At 72.6% G+C, this 16,880-nt stretch carries 15 protein-coding genes; 11 read left to right on the plus strand and 4 right to left on the minus strand.

The features are described 5' to 3' along the window. Positions 1–36 precede the first annotated feature (36 nt). Both ACYVKF_RS15390 and ACYVKF_RS15395 read right to left on the minus strand, forming a co-directional pair. The gene (locus ACYVKF_RS15390) at positions 37–822 is read right to left on the minus strand and encodes a GNAT family N-acetyltransferase (protein WP_460967567.1); all 786 of its coding nucleotides are present in this window, start codon (positions 820–822) and stop codon (positions 37–39) included. Further along, a complete protein-coding gene (locus ACYVKF_RS15395; RefSeq protein ID WP_460967569.1) occupies positions 819–3,023 on the minus strand; it encodes an MMPL family transporter in 2,205 nt (734 codons plus the stop codon). The genes ACYVKF_RS15390 and ACYVKF_RS15395 overlap by 4 nt, the downstream gene beginning before the upstream one ends. Before the next feature lie 142 nt (positions 3,024–3,165). Between ACYVKF_RS15395 and ACYVKF_RS15400 the strand changes: the two genes are divergently transcribed. Continuing rightward, positions 3,166–4,461, plus strand: a complete 1,296-nt coding sequence (locus ACYVKF_RS15400; RefSeq protein WP_460968764.1) for a replication-associated recombination protein A — start codon at positions 3,166–3,168, stop codon at positions 4,459–4,461. A gap of 83 nt (positions 4,462–4,544) precedes the next feature. Here ACYVKF_RS15400 and ACYVKF_RS15405 read toward each other — a convergent pair whose 3' ends face one another. After that, positions 4,545–5,480, minus strand: coding sequence for a type IV toxin-antitoxin system AbiEi family antitoxin domain-containing protein (locus ACYVKF_RS15405; protein WP_460967571.1), 936 nt, complete (start codon positions 5,478–5,480; stop codon positions 4,545–4,547). Positions 5,481–5,668: 188 nt separating this feature from the next. Between ACYVKF_RS15405 and ACYVKF_RS15410 the strand changes: the two genes are divergently transcribed. The 10 genes from ACYVKF_RS15410 (at position 5,669) to aroB (ending at position 15,373) form a co-directional block, all read left to right on the plus strand. Beyond that, positions 5,669–6,052, plus strand: a complete 384-nt coding sequence (locus tag ACYVKF_RS15410; protein ID WP_056917035.1) for a DUF948 domain-containing protein — start codon at positions 5,669–5,671, stop codon at positions 6,050–6,052. A gap of 5 nt (positions 6,053–6,057) precedes the next feature. Next, complete coding sequence (locus ACYVKF_RS15415) at positions 6,058–6,381, plus strand: DUF6167 family protein (protein ID WP_056914227.1); 324 nt, start codon at positions 6,058–6,060, stop codon at positions 6,379–6,381. Positions 6,382–6,489: 108 nt separating this feature from the next. Further along, positions 6,490–9,192, plus strand: coding sequence for an alanine--tRNA ligase (gene alaS, locus ACYVKF_RS15420; protein ID WP_056918893.1), 2,703 nt, complete (start codon positions 6,490–6,492; stop codon positions 9,190–9,192). Between the two features lie 14 nt (positions 9,193–9,206). Next, positions 9,207–9,734, plus strand: a complete 528-nt coding sequence (ruvX, locus tag ACYVKF_RS15425; RefSeq protein WP_082553073.1) for a Holliday junction resolvase RuvX — start codon at positions 9,207–9,209, stop codon at positions 9,732–9,734. Next, positions 9,731–10,921, plus strand: a complete 1,191-nt coding sequence (gene mltG, locus ACYVKF_RS15430) for an endolytic transglycosylase MltG (protein ID WP_460967573.1) — start codon at positions 9,731–9,733, stop codon at positions 10,919–10,921. Before ruvX ends, mltG begins: the two co-directional genes overlap by 4 nt. Continuing rightward, positions 10,891–11,730 carry a shikimate dehydrogenase gene (locus tag ACYVKF_RS15435; RefSeq protein ID WP_460967575.1) on the plus strand — a complete coding sequence of 280 codons (840 nt, stop codon included), beginning with the start codon at positions 10,891–10,893 and terminating at the stop codon, positions 11,728–11,730. Before mltG ends, ACYVKF_RS15435 begins: the two co-directional genes overlap by 31 nt. Beyond that, positions 11,727–12,422: a prepilin peptidase gene (locus ACYVKF_RS15440; protein ID WP_460967577.1), complete on the plus strand. Its 696-nt coding sequence runs from the start codon at positions 11,727–11,729 to the stop codon at positions 12,420–12,422. Before ACYVKF_RS15435 ends, ACYVKF_RS15440 begins: the two co-directional genes overlap by 4 nt. A 37-nt stretch (positions 12,423–12,459) precedes the next feature. Next, positions 12,460–13,683, plus strand: coding sequence for a chorismate synthase (aroC, locus tag ACYVKF_RS15445; protein WP_460967579.1), 1,224 nt, complete (start codon positions 12,460–12,462; stop codon positions 13,681–13,683). Beyond that, positions 13,680–14,273 carry a shikimate kinase gene (locus tag ACYVKF_RS15450; RefSeq protein ID WP_460967581.1) on the plus strand — a complete coding sequence of 198 codons (594 nt, stop codon included), beginning with the start codon at positions 13,680–13,682 and terminating at the stop codon, positions 14,271–14,273. The genes aroC and ACYVKF_RS15450 overlap by 4 nt, the downstream gene beginning before the upstream one ends. Continuing rightward, a complete protein-coding gene (gene aroB, locus ACYVKF_RS15455; RefSeq protein WP_460967583.1) occupies positions 14,270–15,373 on the plus strand; it encodes a 3-dehydroquinate synthase in 1,104 nt (367 codons plus the stop codon). Before ACYVKF_RS15450 ends, aroB begins: the two co-directional genes overlap by 4 nt. Before the next feature lie 12 nt (positions 15,374–15,385). Here the strand turns inward: aroB and ACYVKF_RS15460 are convergent, their stop codons facing one another. Continuing rightward, entirely contained in the window at positions 15,386–16,714 is a 1,329-nt protein-coding gene (locus ACYVKF_RS15460; RefSeq protein ID WP_460967585.1) for a lamin tail domain-containing protein, read from the minus strand. Positions 16,715–16,880: the final 166 nt, after the last annotated feature.

Here is a 16,880-nt window from a genome sequence, read left to right on the forward strand (position 1 = left end):
GGCACCGGGTGGGCAACGGTCCGTGCAGCCGCCCGCTCAGGCGGTCGCCAGGCGCCGGCTCGACCAGAGGTGTGCCTCGCCGTACCCGAGGCCCGTGTAGAGGCGGCGGGCCACGTCGTTGTCGGAGTACATCCCGAGGGTGCACACCCCGGCGCCGCGGACGGCCTCGCGCGTGAGCCGGGCCGTCACCGCGAGGCCCAGACCGGTGCCACGCGCCGTCGGGTGGACCGTGATGCCGGACAGGTGCGGGTGGCCGGCCACGTTGGGTTCGCGGACGCCGCAGGCCAGCAGGCTGCCGTCGTCGGCGCGGACCCCGACCCAGTGCTGGTCGGCCCGCTCGAACGGCCTCGCTTCGGTGCGCTGGTTGGCCAGCGCCAGCAGGGCACGGATGGGGGCCTCGTCGGCGTCGCCGAGGACCTCCAGCCGGTCCTCGGCAGGGACCTGCGACGGTGGCTGCGTCGCGCATAACCACTCCCACTCGTTGCCCTCGGTGACCGGGAGGTGGCGGGCGACCGAGGTCAGCGACCCGCGCTCGACCGTCACCGAACCCAGCGGATCAGGCAGCAGCCGGGCCGCCACCAGCTCGCCCATGAGCGCGTCGACGTCCGTGGGCGGACCCATGACGAGCAGCCCGTGGCGGCGGGTGTGGGTCTGGCGGGGGAGGGCCATCGCGGCACCGAGGCAGTGGGCGGCGCCCACGAGGGGCGAGGGGATGTCCCACCGCAGGAACGCGCTCCCACCGCTGAACGCCAACAGCTCCTCGTGGCTCGAGATCTCCTGCAGCACAGCGTTGTTCGCGCAGGAGCCGGACGCGTGCGTCACTCCGTGATCCCGAACCGCGCGTGCCACCTCTTCAGCCGCGCCGGCGCCCACCAGTTCCAGTCGCCGAGCAGGGCCATCGTCGCCGGCACGAGCAGCATGCGGACGAGGGTGGCGTCGAGCAGCACGGCCACGGCCAGGCCGACACCCGTCTCCTTGATGATGAGCAGCTGCCCCGCCACGAACCCCGAGAACACGATGACGACGAGGATCGCCGCCGACGTGATGATCCGCCCGGACCGCTGCAGCCCGGCGATGACGGCGTGGTCGTTGTCCGCGCCGCGCTCGTGCAGCTCGACGATGCGCGACAGCAGGAACACCTCGTAGTCCATCGACAGCCCGAACCCGAAGGCCAGCACGAGCATCGGGATCGTCGACTCGATGCCCCCGACCGAGTCGAACCCCAGCAACCCCTGGAGGTGCCCCTGCTGGAAGACCCAGACGACGATCCCGAGGCTGGCGCCGAGCGAGACGACGTTCATGAGCAGGGCCTTGACGGGGATGACCACCGAGCCCGTCATGAGGAACAGCAGCACGAGCGTCGCGAGGGCCACGAGCGCAAAGGCGTATGGCACGCGCTCGCGCAGGGAGTCGGTGAAGTCGCGCAGGCCGGAGGCCTGCCCGATCACCTTGGTGGGGAAGTCCGGTCGGTCCGCGCGCAGGGCGGTGACGGCGTCGCGGGCGCCGTCGTCCAGGGGGCCGCCGGGGGTGTCGATGGCGATGACGCTGAGCCGGTCGGACACCGCCTCGACCCGGCCGGTGAGGCGGGTGCCGCCGACGACGGGCAGCGCCGCGGCATACGCCTGCGCCTGCTCGGGGCTCGCGGTGGCCACGACCTGGACGTCGGGGCCGGCCAGGCCCGGGTAGCGGGCCTCGAGGGTCGTGAAGAACTCGCGTTGGGGGGCGCTCACGGGTAGGAGCTCCTTGCCCGACGAGGTGAGCCGCAGGTCGAACGCCGGCGCCGCGAGGGTGCCGAGGACGGCGAGGACGGCGAGGATCACCAGGAGGGGGTGGCGGAAGACGCGGGTCGCGAGCCGCGAGAACACGCCCTCCTCCGGCGCCTGCTCGGTGCCGCGCTTGAGCAGTCGCCTGGCGCCCAGGACGCACAACGCCGGGACCAGGGTGAGGGCGACGAGCATCGCGACGAGGACCACCGACAACCCGGCCGAGCCGATCGCCTTGAGGATCGACGCCTCGAAGACGAGCAGGCCCCCGAGCGAGATGGCGACCGTGAGCCCGGAGAAGACCACGGTGCGGCCGGCCGAGTCGACGGTCCGGACGATGGCGGCGAGCACCTCCTCCTGGGTGATCTCCGACGCCGGGCGGCCCTGCACCCGCCTGCGCAGCTCCTCACGGAACCGGCTCACCGTGAGCAGTCCGTAGTCGATGCACAGGCCCAGGCCGAGGACGGTGACGACGTTGACCACCGTCGCGTCGAGGTCGATCACGTGCGAGAAGCCGAGGAGGGAGGCGAGTGCGCCGGCGATCGAGGCGATGGCGCCGATGATCGGCATGCCTGCCGCGACGAACCCGCCGAACACCAGGACCATGACGAGGAAGCTGATCGGCAGGGCGATGCCCTCACCGGCCCGCAGGTCCTTCTCGACCTGCGAGGTGATGGCGTGGATGAGGTCGGCCAGGCCGCCGGTCGTGCCGTGCGCGCCGGGGATGGCTGCCACGAGGGCGTCGAGCTGCTGGTCGACCTGCGCCTGGGCGCGGTCCCGCGCATCGCCCTCGAGCCCGGGGTCGAACGTCACCACGGCCGCGAACCCGTCACCCGACGTCGGCAGCAGGGTCTTCGCCTGGGGGCTGTCGAGCCCTGCCGGCACCAGCTGGGGTGCGGCGACCGAGGCGACACCGTCGATGCCGCTGATCGCGCTCGCAGCAGCCTTCACCGCAGCGACGGTCGCCGGGGCGGCGGCGTCGGCGTCCGTGACCTGGAGCAGGTGGGTGCTCGTCGCGGAGCGACCCGCCGCGACGAGCTGGTCACGGCCCTGGAGGTTCTCCCCGGCGACGGACGGGTCGCCGGACTGGAGGCGCTCGAACAGCGACTGGTTGCCGAACGCCCCAGTGGCCCCGGCGAACGACGCGACCACGGCCAGGAGCCAGATGAGGACCACGGTGCGCGGGTGGCGCCCGACGAGGCCGCCGAGGTGGGACAGGGCTGAGGTCGACCGGTCGGGGTGGTCGGGCGCGTCGGTCACGCGGGATAGCCTGCCATCCGTGGTGACAGGCGATGGCGACGACCTCTTCGCGGCGGCCAGCGGGACCGCAGGTGGTCCCGGTGCGGCCGTCGACGGGGCCCGCCTGCCGTCGGGTGCGGCGCTGCCCCCGCTCGCCGTCCGGATGCGGCCGGCGAACCTCGACGAGGTGCGGGGCCAGTCCTCGGTGCTGCGCCCGGGGAGCCCGCTGCGACGCCTGATCGAGGGCTCGGCCGGAGCTGCCGGGCCGCTGTCGGTGATCATCTGGGGCCCGCCGGGCACGGGCAAGACCACGCTGGCGCACCTCGTGGCGACGGCGGCCGGTCGCCGGTTCGTCGAGCTGTCGGCGGTGACGGCAGGCGTCAAGGACGTGCGCCAGGTCATGGACCAGGCTGCCCGCGACCGCGACATGTACGACCGGCAGACCGTGCTCTTCCTCGACGAGATCCACCGGTTCACCAAGGCCCAGCAGGACGCGCTGCTGCCGGGCGTCGAGACCCGGCAGATCATCCTCGTGGCGGCGACGACGGAGAACCCGTCCTTCTCCGTCATCGCGCCCCTGCTGTCCCGGTCGATGCTCATCACCCTGGGCTCCCTCTCGGACTCGGAGGTCGCCGAGGTGCTCGTCTCGGCCGTCGCGGACGAGCGTGGGCTGGCGGGGGAGTTCAGCCTGGCCGACGACGCCAGCGCCCACCTGGTGCGGATCGCCGGCGGGGACGCGCGGCGAGCCCTCACGTCGCTGGAGGCCGCGGCAGGCGTCGCCCTGGACGAGATCGCCCCGGGTGCCGAGGTCGACGGCCCGGTCGAGATCACCCTGGCGCACACCGAGCAGGCGGTCGCCTTCGCCAGTGTGCGCTACGACAAGACCGGCGACCAGCACTACGACGTCGCCTCGGCGCTGATCAAGTCGATGCGCGGCTCCGACGTCGATGCCGCCCTGCACTACCTCGCGCGGATGCTGGAGGCGGGGGAGGACCCGCGCTTCATCGCCCGCCGCATCGTCATCTCCGCCAGCGAGGACGTCGGCATGGGCGACCCCACGGCGCTGCAGACCGCCGTCGCCGCGATGCACGCCGTCGCCCAGATCGGCATGCCCGAGGCGCGCATCATCCTGGCCCAGGCGGTCGTCCACAACGCCCTCGCACCCAAGAGCAACGCGGCATACACCGGCATCAACGAAGCCATCGCGGACGTGCGCGCGGGACGCGGCGGGGCGGTGCCCCCGCACCTGCGTGGCAGCGGGTATGCCGGCGCGGCCCGCCTCGGGCACGGCGACGGCTACGTCTACGCCCACTCCGAGCCGGACGGCGTCGCCCAGCAGGCGTACCTGCCCGACGACCTCCAGGGCAAGACCGACTACTACCGGCCGACCGACCGCGGGTTCGAGGAGCGCCTCGGTCCGCGGTGGGCCTGGCTGAAGTCCAGGATCCGCGGCACCTGAGCCGGTCCGCCCGACCGCAGGGCCCGGGTTGCAACGTGCAGTGCCAGTCCCGGTGTCCTCGCCGCAGCGGGCCGGCGGGGAGGTCACCCGGGCACTGCACGTCGTTCTTCCTGCGGCTGCGGGGGCGCGACCGCCCCGGTGAGCTCGGCGACCAGCACCTGCAGCGTCCAGCGCACCCACTCGGGCCGGTGCACGACGTCGTCCCACGTGTAGCGCAGCACCCGCCAGCCGTGCATGACGAGCTCGGTGTAGCGACGACAGTCGCGTTCGAGGCCGTGCCGGGTCCCGTGGAACTCGAACCCCTCGGCCTCGAGCGCGACCCGAGCCCTCCGGTCGCCGAGGTCGACCGTTGCGAACAGCCCGACGTCGGCAACCACGAGCTGGGGCGTCAGGTCCAGGCCATCGACGCCGAGGGCGATGGCTCGCAGGGCGGACTCGAACGGGTTCGCCGCGCGCCTGTCCGCCGCCGCCGCGACACGACGAGCTCGTGACGACCCGGTGCCCCGCAGTTCGCGTGCGGCCTCGACCAGCTCGACCCGGTCGACGTCGCCGGACCGCAGCGCCGAGTCCGCCACCGCGAGCGCCTGGTCGAAGGGCAGCTTGACCGCACAGTCCAACACGGTGCGGATCGGACCCGTGATGCCGCGCCTGCGCTCGCGGGCGGTGAGGTCGCGGTAGGTGACGGAGACGCCGCGACGCTCGTCCCGGCTGACCTTGCGGTTGCGGGGCACGGTGACCCAGGGCCGGGCGGGCTGCCGCAGGACGGGCCAGCCGTGCGCCAGTGCCGCGGACAGGTGGGACAGGACTGCGCTGCGGGCGTGCGCCGCCCGGCGGTGGGCGGAGACGGACGGCAGCACGTAGCGACCGCGCCGCAACCGCACGACCGACCCGTCACCCACGGCGTCGCGCAGGGCCGACTCGCTGACGACCGCCCGCAGGGTGGACCACGTCGCGCAGCCGCCGGCGCTGGCGACCGCGGTGGCCACCGACATCCGCGGTGACTGCTCCGGGAGGTCCACGCCCCAAGCCTCGCGTGCGCGCCGGGGCGAACCGGCGTCGTCCACAGGTCAGCCTCACGGGGTGCGACGTGCAGTGCCGCTCTCGGTGTCCTCGCCGCAGCGGACCTGCGGGCGGGTCACCCGGGCACTGCACGTCGCCGCCGCGGGGCGGCGCGGCGCCATACCCGGGTAGGGTTGCCGACATGGATGTGAGTCTGGGCGACATCGCCGGAATGATCGCGGCCCTGGCGTTCGCGTTCCTGGTCTTCAGACTGGGCAGCGTGATCGGCAAGGCCGGCAAGATCCTCGACGAGACGCGGATCGGTCTGCGGACGACCACCGAGAACGTCCAGCCGACGCTGATCAAGCTCACCGACACGGTCAGCCTCACCAACGAGCAGCTGGCCCGGGTCGACGGCATCACGACCAACGTCTCGGCCATCACCACGAACGCCAGCGCCCTCACCGCCCTCTTCGCGGCGACGCTCGGCAGCCCGGTGGTCAAGGTCGCGGCCTTCACGTACGGCGTCCGGTCGGCCCTGAGCGGGGCTGGCACCAAGTCGACCGGTGGCCGTCGCCGCCGCAGGGGCTGATCGCCGTGGCACGACTGTTCTGGCTCGGGCTGGGCGCGGCCGCCGGTGTCTACGCGGTGCGCAAGGTCGGCAAGGCCGCCCAGGCGTACACGCCCGCCGGCGTGGCCGACGGCCTGTCCGACTTCGGTGACGGCCTGCGCGAGCTCGCCGCCGCCGTCCGCGAGGGCATGGCCGAGCGCGAGGGCGAGCTGCGGCTGGCCCTCGGCATCGACGCCGGGACCGCCGACGACCCCGAGGCCAGCGCCGCACGCCTCGACGCCGCCTCTGCACGGGCGCTCCTGGACGACCCCATGGGCCGCCGCGCCGACCGGGACTTCCGAGCTCGGTAGGGGCGTTCGCGCACCCGCGCGTCCCGTCCCCGCACACCGCTCACCCCTACCCGTACGATTCGTCATGCCCGCCCACCCCTCCAGGGCATGCGCAAAGGACTGAGTTCCATGGAAACCGCCGAGATCAGGCGCCGCTTCCTCTCGTTCTACGAGAGCAAGGGCCACACGGTCGTCCCGTCGTCCCCGCTGGTCTACGACGACCCCAACCTGCTGTTCGTCAACGCAGGCATGGTGCCGTTCAAGCCGTACTTCCTCGGGCAGCAGACCCCCCAGTGGGACCGTGCCACGTCGGTGCAGAAGTGCGTCCGCACCGGTGACATCGAGGAGGTCGGCAAGACCTCCCGCCACGGCACGTTCTTCCAGATGAACGGCAACTTCTCCTTCGGGGACTACTTCAAGGAAGGCGCCATCCGGTTCGCCTGGGAGCTCATCACCACCTCCCAGGACCAGGGTGGCTACGGCCTCGACGCCGACAAGATCTGGCCCACCGTCTACGAGGACGACGACGAGGCCTACGACCTGTGGCACCGCACCATCGGGGTGCCCAAGGAGCGGATCACCCGCCGCGGCAAGCTCGACAACTACTGGCACATGGGTGTTCCCGGTCCCGGTGGCCCGTGCAGCGAGCTCTACCTCGACCGGGGCCCGGACTACGGCCGCGAGGGTGGGCCCGCCGTCGACGAGGACCGCTACCTCGAGTTCTGGAACCTCGTCTTCATGCAGTACGAGCTGTCGGCCGTGCGCGCCAAGGACGACTTCGACATCGCCTCGGAGCTGCCGAAGAAGAACATCGACACCGGCATGGGCCTCGAGCGCATGGCCACCCTGCTCCAGGGCGTCGACAACCTCTACGAGATCGACGAGGTCTACCCGGTCCTCGACCGCGCGGCCGAGCTGACGGGCAAGAAGTACGGCGCGCACTCCGGTCACGCCGCCAGCGAGTCCCACCCCGACGACGTGCGCCTACGCGTCGTCGCCGACCACGTCCGCTCGAGCCTCATGCTCATCGGCGACGGCGTCACCCCCGGCAACGAGGGTCGTGGTTACGTGCTGCGCCGCATGTTGCGTCGCGCGGTGCGTTCCATGCGCTTGCTCGGGTATGACGAGCCCAGCCTCCCGCTGCTGCTCCCCGTCTCCGTCGAGCGGATGAAGAACTCCTACCCCGAGCTCGAGGCCGGGTTCGACCGGATCTCGCAGATCGCGTACGCCGAGGAGGAGGCGTTCCGCCGCACGCTGGCCTCGGGCACGACGATCCTCGACACGGCCGTGTCCCGCACCAAGGACTCCGGCGGCACGACGCTGCCGGGCGACCAGGCGTTCCAGCTGCACGACACGTACGGCTTCCCGATCGACCTGACCCTGGAGATGGCGCAGGAGCAGGGCCTCGAGGTCGACCGGGCGGGCTTCACGCGGCTCATGCAGGAGCAGCGCGAGCGCGCCAAGGCGGACGCGAAGTCCAAGAAGGGCGGGCACGCCAACACCGAGGTGTGGCGGGACCTGCGCGCGCTCGGCGCGACCGACTGGCGGGCCTACTCGCAGCTGACCAGCGAGGCGAAGGTCGTCGGCCTCGTCGTCGACGGCGTGCGCGTCGAGGAGCTCGAGCCCGGCCAGCGTGGCCAGGTCGTGCTCGACCGCACCCCCTTCTACGCCGAGTCCGGTGGCCAGGTCGGTGACGAGGGCATCATCACCGCCGACGGCGCGCACCTGCGGGTCGTCGACGTCCAGCGGCCCGTCAAGGGCCTGGTCGCGCACACCGTCGAGGTGCTCACCGGGCCGGTCCGCACCGGCCAGGAGGTGTCGGCCGAGGTCGACCCGGAGTGGCGCATCTCGGCGTGCCAGGCGCACTCGGGCACGCACGTCGTCCACGCCGCCCTGCGCCAGGTGCTCGGCCCGACGGCCCTGCAGTCCGGCTCCTACAACAAGCCCGGCTACCTGCGCCTCGACTTCGCCTGGGGCCAGTCCCTGTCGAGCGAGACGCGCAGCGAGATCGAGGAGGTGGCGAACCTCGCGGTCCGCCAGGACCTCCCCGTGTCGGCGCAGTTCATGACCCTGCCGCAGGCGCGCGAGTTCGGGGCGCTGGCGCTGTTCGGCGAGACCTACGACGAGCAGGTCCGAGTCATCGAGATCGGTGGCCCGTGGTCGCGTGAGCTCTGCGGTGGCACGCACGTCGGCCACTCCTCGCAGATCGGTGCCCTCTCGGTGACCGGCGAGTCGTCCGTGGGCTCGGGTGTCCGTCGCCTCGAGGCGTTCGTCGGCATGGACGCCCTGCGCTACCTCGCCAAGGAACGCGCCCTCGTCGCGGAGCTCACGGAGATCGTCAAGGTCCAGCCGGGCGAGCTCAAGGAGCGCGTCGCGGCCCTCGTGGCGCGGGTGCGCGACGCCGAGCGCGAGCTCGAGAAGGTCCGTCGCGAGCAGGTGCAGGCCCAGACCGGCAAGCTCGTCGAGTACGCCCGTGACCTCGGTGGCATCCGGGTCCTCACCCACGACGCGGGTGACGGCGCCAGCGCCGACGACCTGCGCACCATGGCCCTGGACCTGCGTGGCCGCCTTGGCGAGGCGACCCCCGTGGTCGTCGCGCTCACCGGCGTGGCCAAGGGCCGGCCCGGTGTCGTCGTGGCGACCAACGCCGGAGCGCGTGCGCGCGGCGTCAAGGCTGGTGCGCTCGTGCGCGTCGCGGCCCAGACGCTCGGCGGCGGCGGAGGTGGCAAGGACGACCTCGCCCAGGGTGGTGGCACCGATCCGGCCAGGACCGGTGACGCGCTCGGCCGCATCGACGCCGCGGTGCGCGAAGCCGCCGGCATCACCGGCTGACCGCGGACGACATCGTGACGCAGGCGGTCACCAGGACCGGGGTGCGGGTCGGCGTCGACGTCGGTAGCGTCCGGGTCGGGGTGGCCGCCAGCGACCCGTCGGGGTTGCTGGCGACCCCGGTCCGCACCGTGGGCCGTGACCGGCAGGAACCCCCGGCCGCCGAGCCGACGGACCTCGAGGAGATCGCCGGCATCGTCGACGAGACGTCGGCGATCGAGGTCGTGGTCGGCCTGCCGCGGACACTCGCGGGGGCCGAAGGTGCCGCCGCCGAGACCGCCCGCACGTATGCTGGGCGGCTGGCGGTCCGTATCGCCCCCGTGCCGGTGCGCCTGATCGACGAGCGACTGACCACGGTCGATGCGCACCGTTCCCTCCGTGACAGCGGGGTCGACGGCCGCAAGCAGCGCGCGGTCATCGACCAGGCGGCGGCGGTCCTGATCCTGCAGGCCGCCCTCGACGCGGAGCGAGCCTCCGGGCGACCGCCCGGTGAGCTGGTCAGGACTGGCGGGCGCAAGCCCCGGACGAAGGACAGGCACCGATGACCGAGCCCCATCTGGAGCACTCGATCTTCGGGGGACAGCCGGACGAGGGCCACGACCCGCACGGGGACGCGGCCGGACGACCGGTCAGCCGCGCCCAGACGCGTCAGCAGGCCCGGCCGCGTCGCCGCAGGCGCGGACGTCGCCGGGGCATCCTCGTCGTCGCCCTGGTGATCGTGGCCCTGGCCGGCTTCGCGGCATACACCGTGCTGCGTCCGGTGGTCGACGGCTTCCTGGAGAGCAACGACTACGCCGGCCCCGGCGCGGGCGAGGTGAAGGTCGTCGTCAACGACGGCGACACCGGCCGCGCCATCGGGACCACCCTGGAGAAGGCCGACGTCGTGAAGTCGGCGAAGGCCTTCCTCGACGCGGCGTCCGCGGACAGCCGGTCGGCCGGGATCCAGCCCGGCACCTACACGTTGAAGAAGCAGATGTCGGCCAAGGGCGCCCTCGCGCTGCTCGTCGACTCGGCCAACCGCAGCGTCCCCCGCGTGACGATCCGTGAGGGGCTCTGGAAGAACGAGATCTTCGCCGCGCTGTCCAAGGGCACCGGGGTTCCCGTGGCGGAGTACACCGCCGCGATCAAGGACCCGCAGGCGATCGGCCTCCCGGCCGTGGCGAAGGGGAACGTCGAGGGGTACCTCTTCCCGTCGACGTACGAGTTCCCCGCGAAGGCGACCGCGACCACGCAGCTCAAGACCATGGTGGCCAAGACCCTGAGCGAGCTCGACCAGGCCGGTGTCGCCGAGGCGGACCGGGAACGGACCCTCATCGTCGCGTCCATCGTCGAGGGCGAGGTGAGCGGCGACGCCGACCGCGGCAAGGTCGCCCGCGTCATCGAGAACCGCCTGCGCACCAAGGGCGCGCCCAACTACGGCCTGCTCCAGATGGACTCGACGGTCCACTACGCGGTGCAGAAGCGCGGCCGCGCCGGCACGAGCAACACCGACCGGCAGAGCCCGAGCCCCTTCAACACGTACAAGAAGCAGGGCCTCCCGCCGGCACCGATCAACAGCCCCGGCGCCGCGTCGATCGAGGCAGCCGCCTCACCCACGGCAGGCTCGTGGCTCTTCTTCGTCACGGTCGACCCCGACACCGGTGAGACCAAGTTCGCGACGACGAAGGCCGAGCACGACCAGAACGTCAAGGAGTTCCAGGCGTGGTGCAGGGACCACTCGGACCGGTGCTGAACGCCGCCGTCCTCGGGCGACCCGTCGCCCACTCCCTGTCACCCCTGCTGCACACCGCCGGCTACCGTGCGCTGGGCCTGCGCGACTGGACGTATGGCGCGCACGACCTCGGCGCCGACGAGCTGGCTCCCTGGGTGGCCGACCGTGACGAGGGGTGGCGTGGCCTGAGCCTCACGATGCCGCTCAAGGAAGCTGCCTTCGCGGTGGCCGCCACGGTGTCGGAGACCGCGCGGCTCACGGGCGCCGTCAACACGCTCGTCCGCCGCGAGGACCTCGGGTGGGACGCCCACAACACCGATGTCCACGGCCTGGTGGCCGCGCTGGCGCACGTCGACCACGGCGGGGCGGCGACCCTGCTCGGGGCCGGCGCGACGGCAAGGTCGGCCGCCGTCGCCCTGGCGGAGCTGGGGGTCTCGCGCGTCCGGGTCGCGGCACGCAACGTCGTGACGGCGACCGAGGTGGTCGCGCTGCTGGACTCGCTCGACGTCCACGCCCTGCCCGTGTCTCTCGGGGAGTGGGCCGCCGGCACGGGGGGAGTGGTCGTGTCCACCCTGCCCCCGCCCGCGGCCGAGGCCGCTGCCGTGCACCTCCCGCCGGACGGTGACCTGGCGGGCACCACCCTCCTCGACGTCGTCTACGCCGACTGGCCCACCCCGTTGGCCCGCGCAGCGGAAGCGGCCGGCGCCGACGTCGTCAGCGGCCTGGAGATGCTCGTGCACCAGGCGGCTCGCCAGTTCGAGCTGTTCACCGGGCAGTCCGCCCCCGTCGAGGTCATGCTCGCTGCCGGCCGAGAGGCGTTGGGCCGGTGATCGCCCGTTCCGCCGGTGTGGGCGCCCCCGTCTGGGTCGTCGCCGTCCTCGCCCTGGCCGGTCTCCTCCTCGGCGGGCTCACCGGACGCAGGCTGTCCGAGGGTGGGTACCGCACCGAGTACGACGAGGCGGGTGCGCTGCCGCGGGTCTGGTGGTGGCCCGCACCCGTGCTCGCCCTACTGTGGGGCTTCCTCGCGTGGCGGATCGGTGACTACGCGGGGTGGGCGGCGCTGCCTGCCTTCCTGCTGTTCGCGTGGCTCACCGTCGCCCTGGTGTGGATCGACGCCGACGTGCACCGCCTGCCCGACGGGCTCGTGCTCCCGGCCTACCCCGCACTCGGGGTCCTGCTGCTGGTGGCCACGCTGGGCCTGGGGGACTGGCACGCCGCCGTGCGGGCGCTGCTGTGCCTCGCCGCGGTCTTCACGCTGTTCTTCCTCATGAACCTGGTCTCGCCGGCCTCGCTCGGCTTCGGGGACGTCAAGCTGTCCGGGTTGATCGGGCTGCTGCTCGGCTGGCTCGGGGTCCAGCAGGCCGTGAGCGGCATCGTGGCCGGGTTCGTCGTGGGTGGTGTCGTGGCCCTGCTCATGCTCGTCGGGCAGCGGGTCGGGCTGCGCTCGCACATCGCGTACGGCCCCTCGCTGCTCGTCGGCACGTTCCTCGCGCTGGCGTTCGAGTACCAGCTGGTGGCCTAGCGGAAGCGGCCCACGGGCTGCGTGGGAGGATCGAGCCATGCTTCGCTGGTTGACCGCAGGTGAGTCCCACGGCCCGGCCCTCCTCGCGACGATCGAGGGCCTGCCCGCTGGTGTGGAGGTGACCTCCAAGGACGTCGCCGCCGCCCTCGCCCGCCGTCGCCTCGGCTTCGGTCGTGGGGCCCGGATGAAGTTCGAGCAGGACGAGGTCGAGTTCCTCGGCGGGTTGCGCCACGGCGTGACGATGGGCTCGCCCCTGGCGATCCGCATCGGCAACACCGAGTGGCCCAAGTGGGAGACCGTCATGTCCCCCGATCCCGTCTCCGACGAGGCGTATGCCGCGTCCGACGACGTGAACGCGGAGAAGGAGGTCGCCCGCAACCGGCCCCTGACCCGGCCGCGTCCGGGGCACGCCGACCTCGTGGGGATGCAGAAGTACGGCTTCGACGACGCCCGCCCGGTGCTCGAGCGGGCCTCGGCCCGCGAGACCGCCGCCCGCGTCGCACTGGGCGAGGTCGCGGCCCGGTTCCTCGAGCAGGCGTACGGCATCCGGCTGGTCTCCCACACGGTGGCGATCGGCACGGCCGGTGTCTCCGACGACGCCGAGCTGCCCACCCCGGACCAGGTCGAGCAGATCGACGCAGACCCCGTGCGGACGCTCGACGCCGACGGCTCCGCGGCGATGGTGGCCGAGGTCGAGGCGGCGAAGAAGGACGGCGACACCCTCGGCGGCGTGGTCGAGGTGCTGGCCTACGGGCTGCCCCCGGGCCTGGGCTCGCACGTGCACTGGGACCGCCGGCTGGACTCCCAGCTGGCAGGCGCCCTCATGGGGATCCAGGCGATCAAGGGGGTCGAGGTCGGCGACGGCTTCCGCACCGCCGCCCGCCGCGGCTCGACCGCCCACGACGAGATGGAGCGCGACGCCGACGGAACCATCCGCCGCAGGACGGGGCGGGCCGGCGGCACCGAGGGCGGCATGTCCACCGGGCAGGTGCTCCGCGTCCGGGCCGCGATGAAGCCCATCTCCACGGTCCCGCGCGCGCTCGACACGATCGACACCACCGGCGCCGAGGCGGCCAAGGCGATCCACCAGCGCTCCGACGTGTGCGCCGTGCCCGCTGCGGGCGTCGTGGCCGAGGCGATGGTCGCGCTCGTCCTCGCGCAGGCCTGTGTCGAGAAGTTCGGCGGCGACTCGGTGACCGAGACGGCCCGCAACCACGCGGCATACCTCGCGGCGATCCCTGAGGCGATGCGGACGTGGTGACCTCCTCCCACGACGAGGGCGCCACGGCGCGCCCCGTCGCCGTCGTCATCGGTCCGCCCGGCGCGGGCAAGAGCACGATCGGTCGTCGCCTCGCTGCGGCGCTCGGAGTGCGTTGGCACGACACGGATTCGGCGATCGAGGAGGCCCAGGGCGCTTCCATCTCCGACCTGTTCGTCGACCACGGCGAGGACCACTTCCGCGCCCTCGAACGCGCCGAGGTCGCACGCGCCCTGCGTGAGGGTGACGTGGTCGTCTCCCTCGGCGGCGGCGCGCCCATGGACGCGCAGACGCAGGAGCTGCTCGCGGGGCACACCGTGGTGTTCCTCGACGTGGGCATCGCCGACGCGTCACGCCGGATCGGGTTCGAGGGGAACCGTCCGTTGTTGATGGTCAACCCGCGGGCCACCTGGACCAAGATGATGAACGAGCGCCGCGCCACCTACGAGCGACTGTCGACCGTCCGCGTCGACACCGCCGGCCGCAAGCCCGCCGAGATCGTGGCGGAGGTCGTCGCCGCGCTGGGCCACACCCCTGCCGGTGCCGCGCCCGCCCGCGTCACGCCCCCCACCGACCCGGAGGAGCAGTCATGAGTGACGCCACGCGGATCAGCGTCGGCGGGCAGTACGACGTCGTCATCGGCACCGGTCTCCTCGACGAGCTGCCGGGCCTGGTGGGGGAGGGCGTCCAGCGCGTCCTCGTCATCCACCCCCGTGCCCTGGCGACCACGGGCGAGGCAGTGCGGGAAGACCTGGCCGCCAAGGGTTTCGAGGCGTATGCCGCGGAGGTTCCCGATGCGGAGGAGGCCAAGACCGCGCAGGTCGCCGCGTTCCTCTGGGGTGTCCTCGGGCAGGCGGGTTTCACCCGCTCCGACGCCGTCGTCAGCGTGGGCGGGGGAGCGACGACCGACCTCGCCGGGTTCGTCGCCGCGACGTGGCTGCGGGGCATCCGCGTCGTGCACGTGCCGACGACGCTGCTCGGCATGGTCGACGCCGCGGTGGGTGGCAAGACCGGCATCAACACCAGCGAGGGCAAGAACCTCGTCGGCGCGTTCCACGAACCAGCCGGGGTGCTCTGCGACCTCACGACGCTCGAGACCCTGCCGCAGCACGACTTCACGGCCGGACTGGCCGAGGTGGTCAAGTGCGGTTTCGTCGCCGATCCCGTGATCCTCGACCTCGTGGAGGCCGACCCGGTGGGGGTGCGTTCACCGTCAGGCGAGCACGTCCGCGAGCTGATCGAGCGAGCCGTCCGCGTCAAGGCCGACATCGTCGCGCAGGACCTCAAGGAGTCGTCGCTGCGCGAGGTCCTCAACTACGGCCACACGTTCGGCCACGCCGTCGAGCAGGTCGAGCGCTACGCGTTCCGGCACGGCGCCGCGGTCTCGATCGGCATGGTCTACGTCGCCGAGCTGGCCCGGCTCGCCGGGAAGCTGGACGACGACCTCGTCGACCGGCACCGGGCCGTCCTGACCTCGCTCGGCCTCCCCGTCACCTACCGCGGTGACCGCTGGCCGCAGCTGCTCGACGCGATGAAGCGCGACAAGAAGTCCCGGGGCTCGCTGCTGCGGTTCGTCGTGCTCACCGGGCTCGCGAAGCCGGCCCGCCTCGAGGGACCGGACCCCGCGATCCTGCAGGCCGCCTACGCCGAGGTCAGCTCCGAGGTCGCTCGTGGTGGGGCGATCTCGCTCTGAGGGCGTCGGCCGTCAGCAGCGCCCGGTGCCCCAGGCCTTGCAGGCGATCCGCACGGCCTCGGCGGTGCGCAGCTCGACGAAGCTGCCGGTGTTCGACAGGATCGGCTTGGTGCTGCCCCAGTAGTTCGTGAGCCGTGAGTTCGTGCCCTTGCCGACCCGCAGGGTGTAGACCTCGCCGGGCCTGATGACGGTCCCGCGCAGGATCTCCCACGTGTACCCGTTGTTCGAGAGCGTCTGGTACGACACGTCGACCGAGTACGTGCCTGCCGAGCGGAGGCTGATGTACTCGCCGTTGAGGTTGTCCGCGTCGACCCCGGGAGCGTCGGGAGCGGCGTTGATCCGGACCTTGCCAGCGAGGGGGCTCGTGCACGCGGACATGCATGGGTACATGGACCAGGCGCGCAGGTCGCCGTCGCGGTCGAAGAGGTAGGCGCCGCTGCCGTGCCGGTTCGCGGCGATGCTCGCGTTCGGGAACTTCGGCGCGGTGCCGCCCCAGTAGAACGACGTCGTCGTGGCGGTGCCCTTGCCCACGTGCAGGGTCAGCAGCCCACCGGCCGGGACGACCGCGGTGGACGGGAAGGTGAACCAGTCCTGGCCGCCCGTGCGCATCTGCCAGCCGGCGACCGACAGGGTCGCGGTGCCGCTGTTGAGGACCCGCACCCACTCACCGTTGACGTTGCCGCCGTCGTCGCCGTTGGCGTCCCAGTTGACCCAGACCTTGAGGGGGGTGCCCTGGGACGGACCGGAGCGGCAGTAGTCGGTGTCCCACAGGTTCTTGCCGGCGCGGGCCGCCTGCTCCGCCGCGGTGAAGTACGCCTTCCAGCGGGTGTCGTCGTTGGCCAGGATGATCGGCAGGGCGTGCCCGGCCCTGAGCTGGGCCAGCTGGGTGTCGAGCCAGCCGGTGCTCGTCGAGACGTCGATGTGGCGCACCGGCCGACCGAGGCTGGAGGCGGTGGTCGAGTTGGTGGTCAGGCGCACCCGGCGACCGGCGACCATGCGGTCCATCGCCGCGGTCGCCTCGTCGGCGTGGCAGCTGCCGATCTCCATCGTCTGGATGCCGGTGTTGCGGATGTGTGGGGGAGTCAGGGAGCTGGGGTCGCCGTCGACGCGGATCGCCACGGTGTCCCCGTCGATCGTGTGGTCGTAGGTCCCGTAGGTGACCTTGGCCGACCAGACCTTCGAGGTGGTGGCTGCGGACGCCACCGAGCCGGTGGCGAGGAGGGCGGCTGCGCAGGTCAGGCCGAGCGCCGCGGCGACGGGCCCCCTGACGGCGCCACGCGCCATACGGCGGGGTCGGCCGGCGGGGCGGACGGAGAGGCGGGGGACGATGCGGTCTGGCACGAGGAGCTCCGGGGACTGGCGGGGTCGACGGTGGGGGGATGCGTCGACGGCAGCCATGGTGACATCGCGACGGCTCCCGTGGAGCACTCGCGGTCAAACGTGGCCAAACGGGGGAGGTCGCCCCACAGCAACCCCACAGCGACGGCACAGGGCACCACGGGGTGCG

This window comes from Pedococcus soli (assembly GCF_054782575.1).